The sequence below is a fragment of the Odoribacter splanchnicus DSM 20712 genome (assembly GCF_000190535.1).
Taxonomy (GTDB): domain Bacteria; phylum Bacteroidota; class Bacteroidia; order Bacteroidales; family Marinifilaceae; genus Odoribacter; species Odoribacter splanchnicus.
In genome coordinates this window covers 1,638,431-1,657,574 of sequence record NC_015160.1, presented here as the reverse complement: position 1 = coordinate 1,657,574, position 19,144 = coordinate 1,638,431, and the positions used below count along the sequence as shown (strand labels likewise).

Here is a 19,144-nt window from a genome sequence, read left to right as displayed (position 1 = left end):
TATGCATATTCTTTTTATAGTAAATCCGATATCGGGGCTAGGCCTTGGGAAAGAATTGCCGGAGAAGATCCGTCGGATTCCGGAGTATGATTCTATTCCTTATGATATTGTATTTACCGAGTATGCAGGACATGCCCGTAAATTGGTCGAAGATGCCCGGCAAGAAGGAAAATATACTCATATTGTAGCGGTTGGGGGAGATGGTACAGTGAATGAGGTGGGAGGAGCTTTGTGTGGTAGTGATGTTGCTTTTGGGGTCGTTTCTCTGGGGAGTGGCAATGGTTTTGCCCGGCATTTGGGTTATTCGGTTTTTATGACCAAGGCATTGAAACAGGTACTGACCGATCAATTCGCTCAAATCGATGTGTTGGAGATGAATGGCAAGTATTCGCTGAATGTCAGTGGGGTAGGATTCGATGCCGAGGTGGCCCATGAATTTAACCATTTGAAATTGAGGGGAGTATTTTCTTATATTTATGCGGCTATTAAACTATGGTTCCGTTATCCGGAAAAGAAATACAAGATCACCGGCAACGGCAAAGTCATGAAGGTAAATTGTTTTATCCTTAGCTTTGCCAATAGTTCCCAATACGGCAACAATGCCTATATCGCCCCTCATGCTTCGGTGCGGGACGGTTTGATGGATATCTGCATCCTGAAACGGCCGGCTTTCTTCGAGATCCTGTGGTTTTTACTTTTCTTCATCAATTCGAAACTGTACAAATTGTCCTATTATAAGGAAATTCAGTGCGAGGAAGCTATCGTAGAAGGCGATATCGAGCGTGTACATATCGACGGGGATGCCTATATCATGCATTCGCCGATTCACCTGAAAATGCATAAGGGCATACTGAAAGTTGTCGTTCCCAAGAAAATAGACTGATTTATTGGGAGTCTATTCCAAGTTCTTTCGCTACTTTGAACATATATTCCCGGGCTTCTTCGTAATTGTTACCGATAATTCCATCCAATATCGCCTCTTTAATTGCATTTTTGATATCCCCGATAGTTTTACAGGGAGGCAGATGGAAAGTGGCGATGATTTCTTCACCGCTGATGGGGGGCTGGAAATTCCGGATCGAATCTTTTTCTTCCACCTCTTTGAGTTTGCGGCGTACCGTCTTGAAATTTTCGAGAAAACGCTTTACTTTCTCTTCGTTTTTTGAGGTGATATCGGCTTCGGCCAGGGTCATCAGGTCGTCGATATCGTCGCCGGCATCGAACAATAACCGCCGTACCGCCGAGTCGGTCACGGTTTCTTCCGACAAAACGATAGGACGCATGTGCAGGTTGACCAGTTTCTGTACATACTTCATTTTTTCGTTTTGAGGGAGTTTTAAACGGTTGAATATTTTACCGACCAGGCGTTCACCCACGTGATTATGCCCATAAAAGGTCCACCCCTGTCCCTGAATGTATTTTTTAGTCGCCGGTTTGCCGATATCGTGCAACAGAGCGGCCCAGCGTAACCACAAGTCCTGACTGTACAGCGATAAGGTGTCCAGGACGGTCAGTGTATGATAGAAATTATCTTTGTGTTTGACTCCCTGTACACGGTCTACACCTTTAAGCGCGGTCAGTTCCGGGAAGAAGATTTCCAATAATCCGGCTTCGTCCAATAAACGGATACCCCGGGATGGTTCGGGGGAAAGCATGATTTTATTGAATTCATCCATAATCCGCTCCATCGATACGATCGGAAGACGGTGACGGTATTCGGCTATGGCCTGGAAGGTATTTTCCTCGATTTGAAAATTCAATTGTGAAGCAAAACGAATGGCTCGCATCATGCGTAGGGGATCGTCCGAGAAGGTAAGGCCCGGCTCCAGGGGTGTTTTGATCAGGCGTTCCTCCAGATGCTGCAAGCCTCCGAAAGGATCGATCAAAACTCCGTAATTCTCCTGATTCAAGGAGATAGCCAGTGCATTGATCGTAAAATCGCGGCGTTTTTGGTCGTCGTCGATCGTTCCTTCTTCGACGATGGGTTTACGTGAATTAGCCCGGTAGGACTCTTTGCGGGCTCCGACAAACTCGATCTCCATACCTTTATACCGGAACATGGCCGTACCGAAGTTTTTAAATACCGATACCCGCAGATTACCTAACCGCCGGGCAGCGGTTTCGGCCAGCTCGATGCCACTGCCGTGAACGACAATGTCGATATCTTGGGAAGGACGCTGTAATAACAGGTCACGGACATAGCCACCGATGACATAGGCTTCTATGCCTTTTTCGGCGGCTATCCCGGAAAGTATTTTAAAAATCGGATGCTTCAACGGTAATTGCATGTCGTCTGAATAGTTTTGCCTGCAAAAATATTAAATTTATTCTTTTGCCGGGTATAAAAAATGAGCGGTATAAAATAAATACCACTCACTTTATACGGTTATAAATTTGCCGGATTTTATACGATCCCGGAGAATCCCATAAAGGCCATGGCCAGCAGGCCGGCTGTAATCAATGCGATAGGAGAACCTTTCATCCCTTTGGGGATGGCAACCAGTTCGAGGTGTTCACGGATACCGGCAAAAATCGTCAGGGCCAATCCGAAACCGATCGCTGTAGAGGCTGCGAATACCAAAGACTCGAGTAAGTTGAAATCTTTTTGGATCACCATAATGGCAACTCCCAGTACAGCACAGTTGGTGGTGATCAAGGGCAAGAACACACCTAATGCCTGATAAAGCGAAGGACTGACCTTTTTCAATATGATTTCTACCATTTGTACCAAGGCTGCAATGATCAGAATAAAAGTAATGGTTTGCATAAAACCGATTCCGAACGGATCCAGGATAGTCTTTTGGACGATAAAAGTAACCAGGGTGGCCAGGATCATCACGAAGGTTACGGCTCCGGTCATCCCTAAAGCCGTAGAGACCTTTTTAGATACGCCCAGGAACGGACAGATTCCTAAAAATTGTGCCAGTACGATGTTATTGACAAAGACCGCAGCGATAAATATTAAGATATATTCCATAATTCGATTGTTTTTGATTTATGATTTCAGCTTTGCGATAGAAATGAAACAGGAATCGTAAGCCGTAAATCTAAAATCTGAAATTTAATTTGTTTTTCTGATCCGGTTTACGATAGCGATCAAATAACCCAATGCCAGGAATGCTCCCGGAGCCAGGACGAAGATCAGCATACCGTAATTCTCGTTGAAGATCGGAAAATTGAATGCTTTACCACTTCCCAGTATTTCACGGATCGTTCCTAAAAGCGTCAGGCTCAATGTAAAGCCCAGTCCCATGCCCAAACCGTCGAGCATGGAAGGAATCGCTTTATTTTTAGAAGCAAAAGCTTCTGCACGTCCCAATACGATACAGTTCACTACGATCAAAGGAATAAACAAACCCAATGATTCATGCAGTGAAGGCAGATAAGCGGCCATACACATATCCACTACAGTTACGAAAGCTGCAATGATGACAATAAAGGAAGGAATACGGATCTTATCTGGAATGATATTGGTAACCAGTGAGATCACCAGATTGGACATCACCAGTACAAATGCCGTAGCCAGCCCCATTCCCATGCCGTTGATAGCCGAAGTGGTCACCCCTAAGGTCGGACACATACCCAATAAAAGCGCAAAAGTCGGATTTTCTTTGAATATGCCGTTGGTTAAGACTTTTAAATTATTCATAGAATTGGAATTTTTGTTTTGAATTTACGATTTTAGATTCATCGTAAATCTGAAATCATAAATTATTTTGTTTGTTGTGTTGCTCCGGAAGCTGCATCCGCATTGCCTGCCAAACCGGCTGCTGCCCGGTTTACAGCGTCCAGAAATGCCCGTGACGAGATGGTTGCTGCTGTGATCGCATCTACGTCTCCACCGTCTTTCGATACTTTTAACCCTTGGGTACCGGGAGTTTTACCCGTAATATTTCCTTTCCCGTTGGGGGTGAACCATACATCCATTTTGGAACCTAATCCCGGCGTTTCTTTGTGTTCCAGCACCGAATAATTGGCTACGCTACCATCCGGATTGAATCCTACCATTAACCATATTTTTCCTCCGAATCCGTTGTTGGTATAGGTTTTTACTGCTGTTCCTACCAGTTCTCCGTTTTTCTTCGCCGGATAAAATTCCAGTTCTCCGCCGTCAGCGGTCTGGCTTTTCCAAACGTCGGCATTCGGGTCGTTGTCGAACTCTCCCGGAATCACCTCGCGGATCGCATTTACTTGTTTGGCTTGCTTGGCGGCTTCGATCGGGCCTGCTGTCAGTGAGTAGACATAGCCTACGGCTGCTGAAGCAATCAGGGTGACACTAAACAGGACCACCACCATATTTGTAAAGTTAGACTCTAATTTCTTTCCCATCGTTAATATATTTAAGATTTTTGATTTACACCGGTCGATCGGGACCGTAAATCATAAATTATGCAAATCTCACTGGTTTACAATATCTGTTGATCAGCGGAGTGAAAGCGTTCATGATCAGGATAGCGAACGACATTCCTTCCGGATAGGCGCCGAACACACGGATTACAACTGTGAGGAGGCCGATTCCTATTCCATAGATGATCATTCCTTTGTTGCTCATCGGTGAAGTAACGTAATCGGTAGCCATAAAGATTGCACCTAACATCAAACCTCCGGATAACAAATGGAAAACAGGACCTGCATATAAAGAGGGATTGCAAAGATTCAGAATACCCGAAAATACAATTACAGTGACGAAAATGCTTACCGGAATATGCCAGGTAATGATTTTCCGGAATAGCATATAGGCAAAACCGATCAGTAAGGCCAATGCCGCAACTTCACCCAAACTACCACCCATGTTTCCGATCAGCATGTTCTTGTAACCGATAAAACTTTCGGCCGATAATAAATCGGTAACGGATTGTCCGCTTGTCACCGCTTCTTTGAGCATAGCTAAAGGAGTGGCACCGGTTTGTGCATCGATATAAGATCCTGCAAATCCCTGAGCAAGCGGCCAGGTGGTCATTTGTACAGGGAAAGAGATAAGCAAAAATACACGGCCTACCAAAGCCGGATTGAAAATGTTACACCCCAATCCGCCGAAGCTCATTTTACCGATGCCGATTGCTACCAGGGCACCGATAACGATAATCCAGACCGGTAAGTTCGAAGGTACGTTGAAAGCCAGTAATACACCGGTAATCAAAGCTGAACCGTCGAAAATCGTCGGTTGCTGCTTGAGAAGAAACTTTTGAATTACATATTCAAAAAAGAGGCAAGCCACCACCGAAGTCAGGGTGACGATGATAGCTCCCATGCCGAAAAACAGCACAGAACAGATGAAAGCCGGAATGAGCGCTATAAGTACTCCATACATGTTCTTTTCGATAGAATCACCACTGTGAACGTGCGGAGAAGGAGATATTAGTAATTTATTCATAATATTTGATCTACACCATTGACGTTATTTATTTCTTTCTACTACGGATCATAGCACCTGTCCGGGCTTTACCTAAACGGATATAGTCGAGCAACGGACGATCTGAGGGACAGGTAAAACTGCATGATCCACATTCGATGCAGTCCATGACTTTTTCTTCTTCCATACGTTCCAACAGATTGAATTGCGATAATTTCATCAGTAAATACGGTTCGAGCCCCATCGGGCAGGCAGAAACACATTTACCGCAACGGATACAATTACGCATGGGTCGGCGGGCCGCTTCCTTTTCGTTGATCAGCAATACACCGCTGGTACCTTTCATCACCGGTGAATCGATGTTTACCATCGTTCTTCCCATCATAGGACCTCCGCCGATCACTTTAGCCGTATCTTCAGGCATACCTCCGGCTGCTTCGATCAGCTTCGAAATCGGTGTACCGATACGGCAGAGGAAATTACCCGGATTTTTTACCGATTTACCGGTGACGGTGACTACCCGTTCGATCAGGGGTTTGTTTTTCATTACGGCTTCGTAAACCGCCAGGGCTGTTCCCACATTCTGTACAACGGCTCCCACGGCGATCGGAAGTGCTCCGGAAGGAACCGCCCGGTTGACCGTAGCCTGAATCAGTTGTTTTTCACCTCCTTGCGGATATTTCACTTTTAACGGACATATTTCTACGCCAAGTACTTTTCCGGCTATATCCTGCAAATGAGCTATCGCATCTTTTTTATTGTTCTCGATGCCGATAATAGCCCGTTTAACATCGATCGCTTTCATCAGAATTTGTACACCGATAATAATTTCTTCGGCTTTCTCGAGCATGATCCGATGATCGGCGGTCAGGTAAGGTTCACATTCCACTCCGTTGATAATCAATACTTCGGCTTTATTGCCGGGAGGAGGGGTCAGTTTTACCTGAGTAGGAAATGTCGCTCCGCCCATACCGACGATACCGGCAGCAGCGATTGCTTTGACTATTTCTTCTTTCGATAAAGTAATATTATGTGCCGGCTTTTCCGACCGGTCGATTTCGGGTATCCATTCGTCGCCTTCCACTTGAATGGTGATGGCAGGTTTCGATAATCCGGCGGCATCGATGATGTTATCGATTGCCGATACTGTGCCGGAAACCGAACTATGTATGTTAGCTGAAACAAAACCTGAAGCTTGTGCTATCAACTGTCCGGTTTTTACTTTATCACCTTTCTGAACGATAGGGGTTGCCGGAGCTCCGATGTGCTGACCGAGCGGAATAATCACCTTTTCGGGAATAGGTAAGACCTGTATTTTCCCAGCTGCCGATAATTTATTTTCAGGTGGATGAACACCACCGATTTTGAATGTCTTTAACACAGCGTATAAGTTTTAGATTTTTAATTTTTACTATCTGTTTCTGGTGTTTTCTGTGCTTCTATAGATTCGACCTGAGGAGAAGCACTGACCGGTGCTTTACCTACCGGATCGGTTGCCGTTTGTCCGGGTGTTACACAACTGTTAGTCGGTTTGATCGTGGTCTGCTGATTTTTTTCAGCTTCGGTTTCTGTCTTCCGGGGAGGAAAGTTCACTTCGTGGATCGCTCCGGTAGGACATACGCCGACACACTTCCGGCATAGACGGCATTTACTGTAATCGATATAAGCCAGATTGTTTTCCACCGTAATTGCATCGAACGGACATTCCTTGGCACATTTCCCGCAACCGATACAAGCTGCTTTACAAGCTTTCCGGGCTACTCCGCCTTTGTCTTTATTGACGCAGGAAACAAATACCCGCCGGTCTTTCGGTCCTTTGTTGCGCAATTCGATGATGTTCCGGGGACAGGCTTTCACGCAGGCGCCACAGGCTACACATTTGTCATCGTCGACTACAGGCAATAATGTCGTAGAATCCATGTGTATCGCATCGAACGGGCAGGCTGCAACACAGTCGCCACATCCCAGACAGCCGAATCCGCAGGCTGTATCGCCGACATATAAGGAATGTTCGATGGCACAAGAACGGGCTCCGTCGTATTGGCTGGTGCGGGGACGGTTTTCACAAGTTCCGTTACATCTGACTACAGCAATTTTAGGCGCCTGGGCTTTTACTTCCCGGCCTAAGGCTGCTGCAACTTTATTCATGGTTTCTGCTCCTCCTACCGGACACAGGATGCCTTCCATCGTTTCCGATTTTACGGCAGCTTCTGCTAATCCCCGGCAGCCCGGATAGCCACATCCGCCACAATTGGCCCCCGGAAGTAAGCCTTCGACAATGTCGATACGCGGATCTTCTTCCACCTTGAATTTTTGCGCTACGAAATAGAGTATCACCGCAGATACAACTCCAATAGCACATAACGAAATAATAGTAATAACTAGTGTACTCATGTTTTATATTTAATAGTTGGCTATTTTTTCAACGGTAAAATTAATTTTCCGGGCAATTTTATTCCGGCAGAAATACAGGATAATAAAATATCCGGCCAGTAGGATGAGGCTGCTGATCGCTGCGTATAGTTCACTACTTCCGGATTTCTCTAAAAAAAAGATGGTGGCGATAATCAATATGGACGGCATAATATAAGCCAGTAATACCGAGTAGAAGGCGTTATTTACCGATGCGTATACGATTACTTTGTCTCCCGGACGAAGCTCTTCCCTGGGACGTTGAGCCGTGATAACTTTTTCTTTCATATCGGCAATTCCGCAGGCACTTTTAGCATGACAACCCGAACAAGCAGAGTGACTGATAATACTCACCTCCAACGTTTGTGTAGAGATGCTTTTTACAATACCTTCATGTTGTACTCTGCTGCTTTTACCCATATTCCCTTTTTAAAAACAAATGCAAAGGTAATATTAAAAGATGAAAAGTAAAAGGTTAAAAGTTAAAATATAAAAGCTGCCGGAAGGCAGCTTTTAGTTATTTCTTGCGCATGAAAATCTGAATCGGGACACCGGTAAATTTCCAGTTTTCCCGGATTTGATTTTCCAGATACCGCTTGTAGGGATCTTTTACATATTGCGGCAGATTGCAATAGAAAGCAAAAGAAGGAGCATGGGTCGGCAACTGGGTGATGTATTTGATTTTGACGTATTTCCCTTTAAGACTTGGAGGTGGATAATTTTCGATGGCCTCAAGCATGATCCGGTTGAGCTCCGATGTTTTTATTTTTTGAGTCCGGTTTGCATATACTTGCAGGGCAGCCTCCAATACTTTCAATAATCGTTGTTTGGTCAGGGCTGAAGCAAAGATGATATCGACATCTTTGAACGGAGCTATTTTTTCACGCAGGCTTTTTTCGTATTCGATCAGTGTTTTCCCGTCTTTTTCTACCAGATCCCATTTATTGACGACAATAACTACTCCTTTCCGGTTTCTTTCGATCAGATGGAAGATATTGAGATCCTGGGCTTCCATTCCTCGTGTCGCATCGATCAGAAGTATACACACATCCGATTCTTCGATGGCACGGATCGAACGCATGACCGAGTAAAATTCGACGTCCTCGCTTACTTTTGCCTTTTTACGTAATCCTGCCGTATCGACCAATAGAAAATCGTAACCAAAACGGTTGTAACGGGTATTCAACGTATCACGGGTCGTTCCGGCGATGTCCGTAACGATATTCCGTTCTTCTCCGATCAGGGCATTGATCGTAGAAGATTTTCCGACATTGGGACGTCCGACGATCGTGATTCGCGGAAGGTGGTCGGTATCTTCGATCGTATTCTCTTGAAAATGGGAGACGACCTGGTCTAACAAATCACCTGTTCCCGAGCCACTGACCGAAGAGATACAAAATAAATCTCCTTTTATTCCCAATCGGTAAAAATCCTGGGCTTCATAAAGCCGCTCGTGATTATCGACCTTGTTGGCTACCAGGTAAACCGGTTTATCGATATTCCGTAATAAACGGGCAAAATTTTGATCCAGGTCGGTCACTCCGATCTCGGCGTCTACCATAAAAAGAATGACATCTGCCTCGTCGAGAGCCAGAATGACTTGTTTATTGATCTCCTCTTCAAAAATATCGTCACTGTTGGAGACATATCCACCGGTATCGATGACTGAAAAATCCTTCCCGTTCCAGGACGATTTACCGTAGTTCCGGTCACGTGTCACACCGCTTTCTTCATTTACAATCGCTTTCCGTGTTCCGACAAGGCGGTTGAAAAGTGTCGATTTCCCTACATTGGGCCTTCCTACTATTGCTACTATGTTACTCATAAAATATAAAGTAAAAAGCTAAAGGCTAAAGGCTAAAAGCTAGGGCTGAAAATCGATCGGCCTATAGCTTTTAACTTTTAACCTTTTACTTTATTTGTTTGCATATCCGAAATTTTTTAACTCACTGTCTTTATTACGCCAGTCTTTCAGCACTTTGACGTATAAATTGAGAAATACTTTTTTACCGAAGAAGGCTTCGATATCGAGCCGGGCCTGGGTACCGACTTTTTTCAGGGCTTCTCCCTGGCTTCCGATGATAATCCCTTTTTGGGAAGAACGTTCTACATAGATGACAGCCATGATGTTGATCCGTTTGTCGTCTTCTTTAAATTCTTCCACTTCCACTTCTACGGAATAGGGTACTTCTTTGTCGTAATACTGCAAAATTTTTTCACGGATAATCTCGTTCACAAAGAACCGGGAAGGTAAATCGGTCAGTTCGTCCTTGGGGAAAAAAGGTTCACCTTCGGGTAATAATTCTACAATCCGTTTGTATAAATTGTCGACATTGAAATTCTCGGTTGCCGAAAGAGGAAAAATTTCTGCCCGGGGAATCAGGCTTTTCCATTTATCGAACAGTGCTTCTAATTTCTCTTGAGTGGTAAGATCTATTTTATTGATAACCAACAATACCGGGATGTCCGATTTATTGACTTTATCGATAAAATCCAGGTTTTTCTCTATGTTTTCGACTACATCGGTTACATAAAGAATGATATCGGCATCGACTAAAGCCGATTTAGAAAATTCCAGCATATATTCCTGCATCTTATAGCTGGGCTTTACCACTCCCGGAGTATCCGAAAATACAATCTGATAGTCGTCGGTATTTACGATTCCCTTGATCCGGTGACGGGTAGTTTGTGATTTGGAGGTGATAATAGAAATTTTCTCTCCGACCAATCGGTTCATTAAAGTAGATTTCCCTACATTCGGATTTCCTACGATATTGACAAATCCAGCTTTATGCATATTCGGTTTCGATATTATGGTTTTATCCGGCAAAGATAGCGATTTATACGGAATTTTAATACTTTTGCTACCTACTGAAAAAAAATAAAAAAAATGATAATAGGTTCATTAACACAGACGAAACGATTTGAAATTCTGCATCCCGATTTCAAAAAGGTATTCGAATATGTTCGGTCGGGGAATTGGCAGCAGGTGACTGCCGGGAAAATAATACTTGAAGAAGATAAAATTTGGGTGAATGTGGATGAAGTGACGGGGAAATCCAGGGAAGCGGCGAAACTGGAAGCACATAACCGGTTTATCGATATCCAGATCCCCTTATTGCAGGAGGAAACTTTCGGGTGGGAAGAGCGGGGCCGCTTGGCGATGGAAGAAGAAGAAGGCTATCAGGTACAAAATGATATCCTGTTTTATCAGGAACGGCCTGCTTTGTATTTTACGCTGCCGGTTGGAGACTTTGTGATCTTTTTCCCGGAAGATGCTCATGCTCCTTGCATCGGGAACGGTAAAATGAAGAAAATGGTGGTTAAAGTTAAATTATAGATTAACAATCGGGAGAGATTTGCGTATGGAAAGGCATAGTTTTTGTTAGGCGATGTTAGATAATTAAAAACAATTTAAAGTATGAAAAAATTATTTACACTAGTTGTTGTTGTATTGATGGTTGTCGGTGCAAAGGCACAGACGGAAATTGTGGTCGGACCGAAAGTCGGTTTGAATATGACCAATATTTCGAATTCCGATAAGAAAAATAAACTGAGTTTCCATGTGGGTGGGTTCGCTGAATTCAGGTTTAACGATTATTTTGCTATCCAGCCCGAATTGGTGTATTCAAGACAGGGAGCCCGGGATAAAATCGATGGTAATAAAATTAAATTGCGGGCTAATTACCTGAATATTCCGGTATTGGCCAAGTTATATGTGTTGGATGAGTTGAGCGTCGACCTGGGACCGGAATTCGGTTTTGCCCTGAATGCTAAAGCAAAGTATAAAGATGGCGATACGACGGTCAAACATAAAATGAATGATATAAATACACTGGCCGTGAATTTTGCTATCGGGCTTTCTTATAATTGGGATGATTTTATGTTCTCGGCCCGTTATAATCTGGGGTTGAGTAATGCTTTCGATAAGGATAACTATGACGGGAACAATAAAAACCGTGTATTCCAGCTGTCGGTTGGGTATCGGTTCGGTGGACTGTTCTAGGATAAAATGAATCGGTCATATAAAAAGCTCCCGGTGATGTGCCGGGAGCTTTTTTTGGTTTCCAGCCCTTTCAACTGTTTTTTCCTTTCAGTAGATCCCGGATTTCGGTCAGCAATTGTTCTTCTTTACTTGGAGCCGGTGGAGGAGTGGGCTTAGTTTCTTCTTTTCTTTTCATACTGTTGATCAGCTTGACGAATAAGAAGATAGAAAAGGCGATAATCAGAAAATCCAGGGCTGTATTGATAAAATTGCCGTAATTGATACTGACGGCTTCAGTGACTTTTCCTGTAACGGCATCGGTATGTGCATGTTTCAGGACGATTTTCAGACTTTCAAACTTTACTCCTCCGATCAGCAGTCCGATCGGGGGCATAATGATATCGCTTACCAGAGAAGAGACGATCTTACCGAAGGCGCCTCCGATAATGATACCGACAGCCATGTCTACAACGTTGCCACGCATGGCAAAAGTTTTGAATTCTTTTAAAAAGCTCATATTGGTCTTATTTTGGGTGTTTATTTACTGGTTTTTGACAGGTCTCACTTTTTGTCCTTCCCGGATGGAAGCTATTCCGGCTATAATAATCAGATCGTCCGGGTTCAAGCCAGCCTCGACAAGGATATGATCGTTGTATTTTTTTATCCTGACTTGCTGACGATGAGCTGTATGGCTTGCCGGGTCGACGATCCATACATATTCCTGATGGTGTGCTTCTTGTAAGGCACTGGCCGGAAGGACGAATTTGTCGGATATCATATTGTCGACTTCAACGATCACTTTACACGAAAATCCTGGAAATACATTTTGCCGATACGGGGCGAACTGTTTGTCCGTAATAAGTAGAGTCACCGGTATCCCCGAACCGTTCGAGGAATAGATATACTCTTTGACCTCTGTCGTGAAAAGTTTTCCTTTTTGGGAATCGAATTCGACATAGATCTTTTTCGGGATGTCGAGTAGTTGGATACTGGTTTCGGGAAGCATGAAATTAACTTCGATGTCTTTAGGATCTACCAGACGGACGACCGATTGCCCGGTAAGTATTTCTTCGTGATTCTCGACGAAGCGTTGTTCGATAAACCCGTCGAATGGTGCGGTCAGTACGGTGTAATCCAGAGTACGCCGGGCCATATTCAGGGCTGAAGTGGCCTGAATATAATCGGTTTGGGCTATTTCCAGGTTTTGTTTGGCTACGGCATTGGCAGCATAGAGGCGCTGATTACGTTCGTAGATAGATTCGGTTGTTTTATAATTGGCTAAAGCGGTTTGATATTGCCGTTGGTAATCATAGGGATCGATTCGGGCGATCACCGTTCCTTTTTTTATTTTTTGGCCGGTGTTGACATTGACTTCGGTCAGGGTACCCGGCAAACGGAAGGCCAGTATACTGAAATTCCGGGCTGTTACGGTTCCGGTATATTGATGGTTGAAAGTGCCTAAGGCTTCGACTTTTATCACCCTTACCGGCCGGGGCAGATCGGAAAGAGTAGCTTTCTTTTTTCCCTGACACGCCAGACAAAAAGAAAGTATCGATATGAAAACCAGGTAACGAAATTTCATCGTAAAAATCGTAAATGTTTTTTCATTTTTACGATGAAAGTCACCTCACTGGTTGCAAGGAAAGAGATATATTTACTGTTTTTTAGTATTTAAAACTGCTTCCTCCTAAAAATTCCCGGATGATCGAGGTCGGTGGAATTTCACGGGTCGGTACAGCCCGGATGTAAGAAAAAAATTTCAATAAGCGTAAAGCTTTGGAATGTTCGGGGTGCTGTTGGGTTACTTCCCGGAGTAAAGGTTCAGCCTGTGTTTTTAATGCTCCTAATTCATAAATCAAAGCAGAATTGAAGATCGCGTCGGCTTCTTCCTGGTAGGGTACGATATGTTTTTGTTCGCCCAGCAATACACTTTCCCAACGTTTCAGGGTATCGAGGGCGGAATAATTCCGGTATTTGTAATCGCGTACCATGCGCCGGATCAGACGATTATCTGTCGGATTGATCAGGTTGTGATTATCGATAGCGATAGAGGTCAGCGCAGAAACGAATATCTTGAAAAGGGTTTCCGGCGGCAGCAACCGGGTGAGTTGGGGATTCAGCCCATGAATACCTTCGACGATGATCACATTGTTCCGGGCGATTTTTAGCTTTTCACCGTCATAATAACGTTGTCCGGTTTCGAAAGAGAATTTAGGAATTTCGACCTCTTCCCCTTTTAGTAACCGTTGTATATTATCCGTAAAGGTGGCGATATCGAGGGCATCGATAGACTCATAATCGTATTCCCCTTTTTCGTCTCTCGGAGTAAATTCGCGGTTGACGAAGTAATTGTCCAGAGAAAGATTGACGGGTTTCATGCCATTGACCATCAGTTGTATGGCCAATCTTTTGCTGAACGTGGTTTTCCCGGACGAAGAAGGACCGGAGACCAATATCACTTTTACCTTTTTATGCCGGGCCTTGATTTTATCGGCGATAAGCGAAATTTTTTTCTCGTGGAGTGCTTCACTGATTTTGATCATAGGACCTGAATATTTCAACTCCACGATTTTGTTCAGATGCCCGATATCGGTCACTTCAAGGATTTTTCCCCAGCGTTTGTATTCACTGAATACCTGATACAACTTATCTTGTGGAATGACAGGCAGTACCCGGGTCGGATCGGTCCGGTCGGGAAGTTGCAATAGCATACCTTCTTTATAGGGGATCAGACCGAATGTTTTCAGACAACTGGTCGAAGGAGCCAGGGTCCCATAAAAATAATCGGGAAGATCGTTCAGATAATAAAGGGAAGTGAAAAGTTTTCCCCGGGTTTCCATTAAGTCTGCTTTATCTTTCAACCCTCTTTTTCTGAAAATAAGAACTGCTTCGTCGGTAGGGATTTCTTCCCGTACAATCGGATAGTCGGCTTGAATGATTTCTTTCATTTTATTTTCCAGTTCGGAAATGATTGCCGGAGTCAGTACGATTTCTTTGTTGACGATCCGGCAAAAAATGCCGTTCGAAATAAAATATTCGGCCCGAAGTGTTTTCTTCGGAAATAATTGGGCTACAGCTTGATATAGTACGAAAATCAACGAACGCGAATAAATGCTGTATCCGTCCAGGGTCGTGACATCGATGAAGTTGACCCGCAGAGGGGTCATTACAACGAACTGCAAGTCCTGTAACTGATTATTGACCAAAGCCCCGAGGATGTGATTATGGTTTTCCGGGAAGATGATCTTTTTTACATCTCTAAGTGTAGTGCCTAACTCTATTTCGTATTCCTGGTGTGTATTTTCACAAGTAATATTGACTGTCCTCATATTTATACATTTAATGCTTAGCTAAAGTAATAACAAAAAATGTATAAACAAATACCGTGCCTCATCTAACGTGATTTTTATTATTTGTACAGTTCTTTTTTCTTAGGGATACTGATCGTGTAAGTTTTGTGTCGTGGATTTTTTAAATCGGTTTTCCGGAGCCAGGGGTTGAAACGCTTCAGGGTTTTATAGGTAATCCCTTGCTCTTGCGCAAAATCGGCCCAGCTTTTGACAGGACCTTTCACTTCTACTGTTTCTGTTTTTTCGAAAGTATAAACGGTATTTACTTTAAAATTGTACAGTTCGGGATGATTCATAATCTGTTTCAGGGCCAGAATCCGGAATACATAACGTTCCGTTTCCTCTCCCAACAGGAGATTGTAATAATTCGTTTCTTTCTGGAGGTCCATTTGCCGGGAAATCATAGCTGCGCCTGCATTATACGCAGCTGCAGCCAGTGTCCACGAACCGAATTTCTCATAAGCTTTTTTGAGATAGGCGGCAGCGGCTTCTGTCGATTTTTCGATGTGATAGCGCTCGTCTACTTCATTATTGATTTCCAAACCGTTTTCCTTTCCGGTACCTTTCAGAAACTGCCATACTCCGACTGCTCCGGCAGGTGATTGGGCCTGAGGGTTCAGACGGCTTTCGATGACCGCCAGGTATTTGAAATCTTCCGGGATACCGTTCTTTTCCAAAATCGGTTCCATCAGTTGGAAAACCCGGGGAGCCGTTTGTAGAATCTGAATGGTATGTGAATGTAAATAAGAATTGACGATCAGTTCTTTCCGAAGTGCTTCCTGTACATCCAGGCGTTGCAACGGTACGGTCTCTCCGGCAAAAGTCAGGGCCTCGGGCATATAGGCATCGCTATAATAACCTGAAGTTGAAGATTGAACCGGAGTAGAAGCCGTTGCGATCGGTGAATTACTTTTGCAGGCAATAAACAATAATCCGGCTACATTCAAGAGTGTGATAATGACACAGATATAGATTACCGTATTTTGTCTTTTCATTGTAGATTTATAAATTTATATTTGTACGTGCAAAGTTAATAAAAAGATTAGAAAATAATGATTAGGAATAACGATTAGAGCTCCCAAGAGCAACTCAGTAACTCAATAACTCAGCAGCTCAGCAACTCAACAACTCAGTAACTCAACAACTCAGTAACTCAACAACTCAGTAACTCAACAACTTTTATGAATAGGTATAATTTTGATCAAATGATTGACCGTCGGAACACCGATTGTGTGAAATACGACGGTTTGCAGGATGTTTTCGGTTGTGCGGATCTGTTGCCGATGTGGGTGGCCGATATGGATTTCCGGGTTCCCCCGGAGGTGCAGGAGGCAGCACGTAAATGTTGTGAACAGGGGATTTTCGGTTATACGTTCCGTTCGGATGATGGTAAGGATGCTTTTCGTAATTGGGTGAAACAGCGGTATCGTTGGGAGGTAAAGGAAGAATGGTTGTCTTCCAGCCCCGGGATTGTTACTTCACTGGCGATTTCTGTCCGGGCTTTTACTAAGTCCGGCGATAAGGTGATGATTATGACTCCGGTATATCCTCCGTTTCATGCCGTAGTAAAGGATAATGGCCGCGAATTGGTATGTTGTCCTTTAATAAGAGATACCGAAAAGTATGTGATCGACTGGGAATGCTTCGAACAGGGGTTACAAAAAGGAGTGAAAATGCTCATTCTGTGTAATTCTCATAACCCTGTCGGACGGGTGTGGACCCGTGAGGAATTGGCAAGGATCGGAGAATTGTGCTGCCGTTACGATGTCCTGATTCTATCCGATGAAATTCATGCAGATCTGGCTTTGTTCGGACATCGGCATACGGTTATGGCTTCTGTGTCGGAGGAGATCGCTGCCCGTACGCTGACCGCTATGGCTCCGAGTAAGACTTTCAATATCGCCGGTATGATGAATTCGGTGATTATTGCTTCCAACCCTGAGATTCTGGAGGTATACAATCGTGAATTAACGACTTTGCACCTGGACTTGGGAAATATCTTCGGACACGTTACTTTGAAAGCGGCCTATCGGTATGGGGCCGGTTGGTTGGAGGAACTGACCCGGTATCTGGAAGGGAATGTACAGTTCGCTTTGGATTATTTCGAGAGAGAACTACCACAGATCAAAGTATTGAAACCCGAAGGTTCGTTTTTATTGTGGCTGGATTTCCGGGGGACCGGTTTGTCGCATGAAGCCTGTGGAGAACGATTGGTGAAGATAGGAAAAGTCGGACTGAACGACGGTCTGGAATTCGGTGAAGAGGGCAGGGGATTCCGCCGGATGAATATCGGATGTCCCCGTTGTGTTTTGGAAGATGGCCTGGAACGGATAAAAAGAGCTTGTCTGTAAATTTTTTGTAAAGGATTATTTATGCAAAACAAAAATGAATGTCTATAAAGTTTTTTCTGTACAGATTTTAATTTTTGGAAATAAGTAGGGAAAGAAAGGTACTGACGGGAGAGTGGGGAGGAAAAGAGGGTAAAAGCAGGGCAGCCCTTGATTTTCAGATAGAATCGGGTGAGGATTATCTGTTGAGTTCCGCTTCCAGCATTTTTTTCAATTCGGGGTTGGAAGGCCGGGGAGCATCTGCTGAGACAATGTTGCCTTTTTTGTCAAAGACCATGAAACGGGGAATACCGTTGATTTTATAGTCTTTTGTGATTTTGCTCCAGCCATTGGCTAAGAGTTGGATACCTTTTAACCCCTCTGTTTCGATGAAATCCAGCCATTTTTGTTTGTCTTTCGCTTCATCGACAGAAACGCCTAAAAAGACCACATCGGTGCCGTGCATCTCCTTCTTCAGGTTTTTCAGATGGGGGGATTTCCTTCCGGCAGGGGCTGCACCAGGTGGCCCAGACGTCTACCAGTACCACTTTCCCCTTGAAGTCGGACAGCGATACTCTATTGCCTTCCACGTCGGGGTAGGTAAAATCCGCCGCCGGGGAACCGGCTTTGGTGTCATACAGAGGAGCTCCTAACGCTTCGATACGTGCTTTGAGAGAGGGCGTTACAAAATATTTGCCGTATTTTTCCATACCTGCCGAATATTGTTCGTAGGATCTATATCGGCGAAACTCATTGTTCTGCAGATATTCGCCTATCAGATGGTCGTTGTGTAAAAAGGTAATCACATCGTCCGGATTATATCTCTCTTTTTCCCCTGACTCCCGGTTGGTAAACTCGGCGTACACGCCCGGCATTCTGACCCCTTCCGGAAATTGCGATACGACATCCGTCGTATATTTCTGCGGTGAGGCAATGTGTTTGTAGTACTCCGGCCACATGAACTTTTCGGGATGCTTGTCACGGGGTGTGGCGAGGAAGAGCAGCGCATAGAAATCCGTGGAATAATCCACCTATATTTTCGTGCAGGATGATATTCAGCTCACGTTGGCCTGTATATTTTGCTTCCTGCGAAAGCATACCGACGAAAGAAAATATCAGTGTCGGATCGGTTCCGGCAGGTAAAGTTAATTCGTAGTGGCCGTCGTTGTCCGAAACGACACCGATATTGGTTCCTTTGATCCGTACCGTCACGCCGGGTAGGGGACTGCCTTTGCTATCCGTCACTTTCCCTTTGATCACCGTTTTTTCCTGTGGGGCGGCAGCATCTGCTTGCTTGACCACAATATGATTACTGTTCAATATATAGGTGAGACCCAGGGGATTCAATAATTCATCCAGCACTTTGCGGATGTCTTCCTGCCGGGCTTCGACATCCACTTTCCCTTTTGAGTCGGTGAGCAGGGTATTGTACAAAAATTTCAGTCCGGTCTGGGCCTCTATCCGGTTGAAAACTTCTTCCAGAGAAGTTTGTTTCAGATGTAGGTCCAGTGTATACTGTTGGGAATACACTTTCCCCTGGACACCACACACGAGTGTCAGCATAAAGAATAGCACACATTTCATCATTCTGCTTACTTGTTGCAAGCCACCGGAATCTTTCCAATCCGGCAACAACCGATTGTTTTTTTTCATAAATTTGTTGTGTTAAAACGATTTGTAAATTGTTTATACAAGTTTGCAACCGGTTCTTGTGCAA

21 protein-coding genes are annotated in these 19,144 nt (G+C 44.2%); 4 read left to right on the top strand and 17 right to left on the bottom strand.

Annotated features, from left to right (window positions below; genetic code table 11):
- The first annotated feature begins 1 nt into the window (after position 1).
- The gene (locus ODOSP_RS06985; protein WP_013611652.1) at positions 2–883 is read left to right on the top strand and encodes a diacylglycerol/lipid kinase family protein; all 882 of its coding nucleotides are present in this window, start codon (positions 2–4) and stop codon (positions 881–883) included.
- Between the two features lies 1 nt (position 884).
- Here the strand turns inward: ODOSP_RS06985 and ODOSP_RS06980 are convergent, their stop codons facing one another.
- The 10 genes from ODOSP_RS06980 to era form a co-directional block, all read right to left on the bottom strand.
- Positions 885–2,288: a CCA tRNA nucleotidyltransferase gene (locus tag ODOSP_RS06980; RefSeq protein WP_013611651.1), complete on the bottom strand. Its 1,404-nt coding sequence runs from the start codon at positions 2,286–2,288 to the stop codon at positions 885–887.
- Between the two features lie 116 nt (positions 2,289–2,404).
- Positions 2,405–2,977, bottom strand: a complete 573-nt coding sequence (gene rsxA / locus ODOSP_RS06975) for an electron transport complex subunit RsxA (protein WP_013611650.1) — start codon at positions 2,975–2,977, stop codon at positions 2,405–2,407.
- Positions 2,978–3,061: 84 nt separating this feature from the next.
- The gene (locus ODOSP_RS06970) at positions 3,062–3,649 is read right to left on the bottom strand and encodes an RnfABCDGE type electron transport complex subunit E (protein ID WP_013611649.1); all 588 of its coding nucleotides are present in this window, start codon (positions 3,647–3,649) and stop codon (positions 3,062–3,064) included.
- Between the two features lie 62 nt (positions 3,650–3,711).
- On the bottom strand, positions 3,712–4,329 hold the full coding sequence (locus ODOSP_RS06965; protein WP_013611648.1) for an RnfABCDGE type electron transport complex subunit G: 618 nt from the start codon (positions 4,327–4,329) through the stop codon (positions 3,712–3,714).
- A gap of 58 nt (positions 4,330–4,387) precedes the next feature.
- On the bottom strand, positions 4,388–5,377 hold the full coding sequence (locus ODOSP_RS06960) for an RnfABCDGE type electron transport complex subunit D (RefSeq protein ID WP_041556516.1): 990 nt from the start codon (positions 5,375–5,377) through the stop codon (positions 4,388–4,390).
- Positions 5,378–5,402: 25 nt separating this feature from the next.
- Complete coding sequence (rsxC, locus tag ODOSP_RS06955; RefSeq protein WP_013611646.1) at positions 5,403–6,734, bottom strand: electron transport complex subunit RsxC; 1,332 nt, start codon at positions 6,732–6,734, stop codon at positions 5,403–5,405.
- A 20-nt stretch (positions 6,735–6,754) separates the two neighbouring features.
- Positions 6,755–7,747 carry a Fe-S cluster domain-containing protein gene (locus ODOSP_RS06950; RefSeq protein WP_013611645.1) on the bottom strand — a complete coding sequence of 331 codons (993 nt, stop codon included), beginning with the start codon at positions 7,745–7,747 and terminating at the stop codon, positions 6,755–6,757.
- Between the two features lie 9 nt (positions 7,748–7,756).
- Complete coding sequence (locus ODOSP_RS06945) at positions 7,757–8,185, bottom strand: SoxR reducing system RseC family protein (RefSeq protein WP_013611644.1); 429 nt, start codon at positions 8,183–8,185, stop codon at positions 7,757–7,759.
- Between the two features lie 97 nt (positions 8,186–8,282).
- Positions 8,283–9,590, bottom strand: coding sequence for a ribosome biogenesis GTPase Der (gene der, locus ODOSP_RS06940; protein ID WP_013611643.1), 1,308 nt, complete (start codon positions 9,588–9,590; stop codon positions 8,283–8,285).
- 90 nt (positions 9,591–9,680) lie between these two features.
- A complete protein-coding gene (era, locus tag ODOSP_RS06935; protein WP_022160219.1) occupies positions 9,681–10,562 on the bottom strand; it encodes a GTPase Era in 882 nt (293 codons plus the stop codon).
- 93 nt (positions 10,563–10,655) lie between these two features.
- On the opposite strand from era, the gene ODOSP_RS06930 reads away from it, so the two are divergent.
- Positions 10,656–11,105 carry a YhcH/YjgK/YiaL family protein gene (locus ODOSP_RS06930; protein WP_013611641.1) on the top strand — a complete coding sequence of 150 codons (450 nt, stop codon included), beginning with the start codon at positions 10,656–10,658 and terminating at the stop codon, positions 11,103–11,105.
- Positions 11,106–11,186: 81 nt separating this feature from the next.
- Positions 11,187–11,771, top strand: a complete 585-nt coding sequence (locus tag ODOSP_RS06925; protein WP_013611640.1) for a porin family protein — start codon at positions 11,187–11,189, stop codon at positions 11,769–11,771.
- 70 nt (positions 11,772–11,841) lie between these two features.
- On the opposite strand, the gene mscL is transcribed toward ODOSP_RS06925, so the two are convergent.
- From mscL to ODOSP_RS06905, 4 genes are all read right to left on the bottom strand, one after another.
- Positions 11,842–12,267, bottom strand: a complete 426-nt coding sequence (gene mscL, locus ODOSP_RS06920; protein ID WP_013611639.1) for a large-conductance mechanosensitive channel protein MscL — start codon at positions 12,265–12,267, stop codon at positions 11,842–11,844.
- Between the two features lie 24 nt (positions 12,268–12,291).
- Complete coding sequence (locus ODOSP_RS06915) at positions 12,292–13,332, bottom strand: efflux RND transporter periplasmic adaptor subunit (RefSeq protein ID WP_013611638.1); 1,041 nt, start codon at positions 13,330–13,332, stop codon at positions 12,292–12,294.
- Between the two features lie 82 nt (positions 13,333–13,414).
- Positions 13,415–15,079 (bottom strand): nucleoside kinase, encoded by a 1,665-nt coding sequence (locus ODOSP_RS06910; RefSeq protein ID WP_013611637.1) that lies wholly within the window; start codon positions 15,077–15,079, stop codon positions 13,415–13,417.
- Positions 15,080–15,159: 80 nt separating this feature from the next.
- Entirely contained in the window at positions 15,160–16,095 is a 936-nt protein-coding gene (locus ODOSP_RS06905; protein ID WP_013611636.1) for a lytic transglycosylase domain-containing protein, read from the bottom strand.
- Positions 16,096–16,305: 210 nt separating this feature from the next.
- Between ODOSP_RS06905 and ODOSP_RS06900 the strand changes: the two genes are divergently transcribed.
- Entirely contained in the window at positions 16,306–17,451 is a 1,146-nt protein-coding gene (locus ODOSP_RS06900; RefSeq protein WP_228026172.1) for a MalY/PatB family protein, read from the top strand.
- A gap of 175 nt (positions 17,452–17,626) precedes the next feature.
- Here the strand turns inward: ODOSP_RS06900 and ODOSP_RS20390 are convergent, their stop codons facing one another.
- The 3 genes from ODOSP_RS20390 to ODOSP_RS06890 are packed head-to-tail and all read right to left on the bottom strand — an operon-like array spanning position 17,627 to position 19,080.
- A complete protein-coding gene (locus tag ODOSP_RS20390; protein ID WP_022160214.1) occupies positions 17,627–17,893 on the bottom strand; it encodes a TlpA family protein disulfide reductase in 267 nt (88 codons plus the stop codon).
- On the bottom strand, positions 17,850–18,458 hold the full coding sequence (locus ODOSP_RS20385; protein ID WP_022160213.1) for a TlpA family protein disulfide reductase: 609 nt from the start codon (positions 18,456–18,458) through the stop codon (positions 17,850–17,852). The genes ODOSP_RS20390 and ODOSP_RS20385 overlap by 44 nt, the downstream gene beginning before the upstream one ends.
- Complete coding sequence (locus tag ODOSP_RS06890) at positions 18,406–19,080, bottom strand: carboxypeptidase-like regulatory domain-containing protein (protein WP_013611634.1); 675 nt, start codon at positions 19,078–19,080, stop codon at positions 18,406–18,408. The genes ODOSP_RS20385 and ODOSP_RS06890 overlap by 53 nt, the downstream gene beginning before the upstream one ends.
- Between the last annotated feature and the right edge of the window lie 64 nt (positions 19,081–19,144).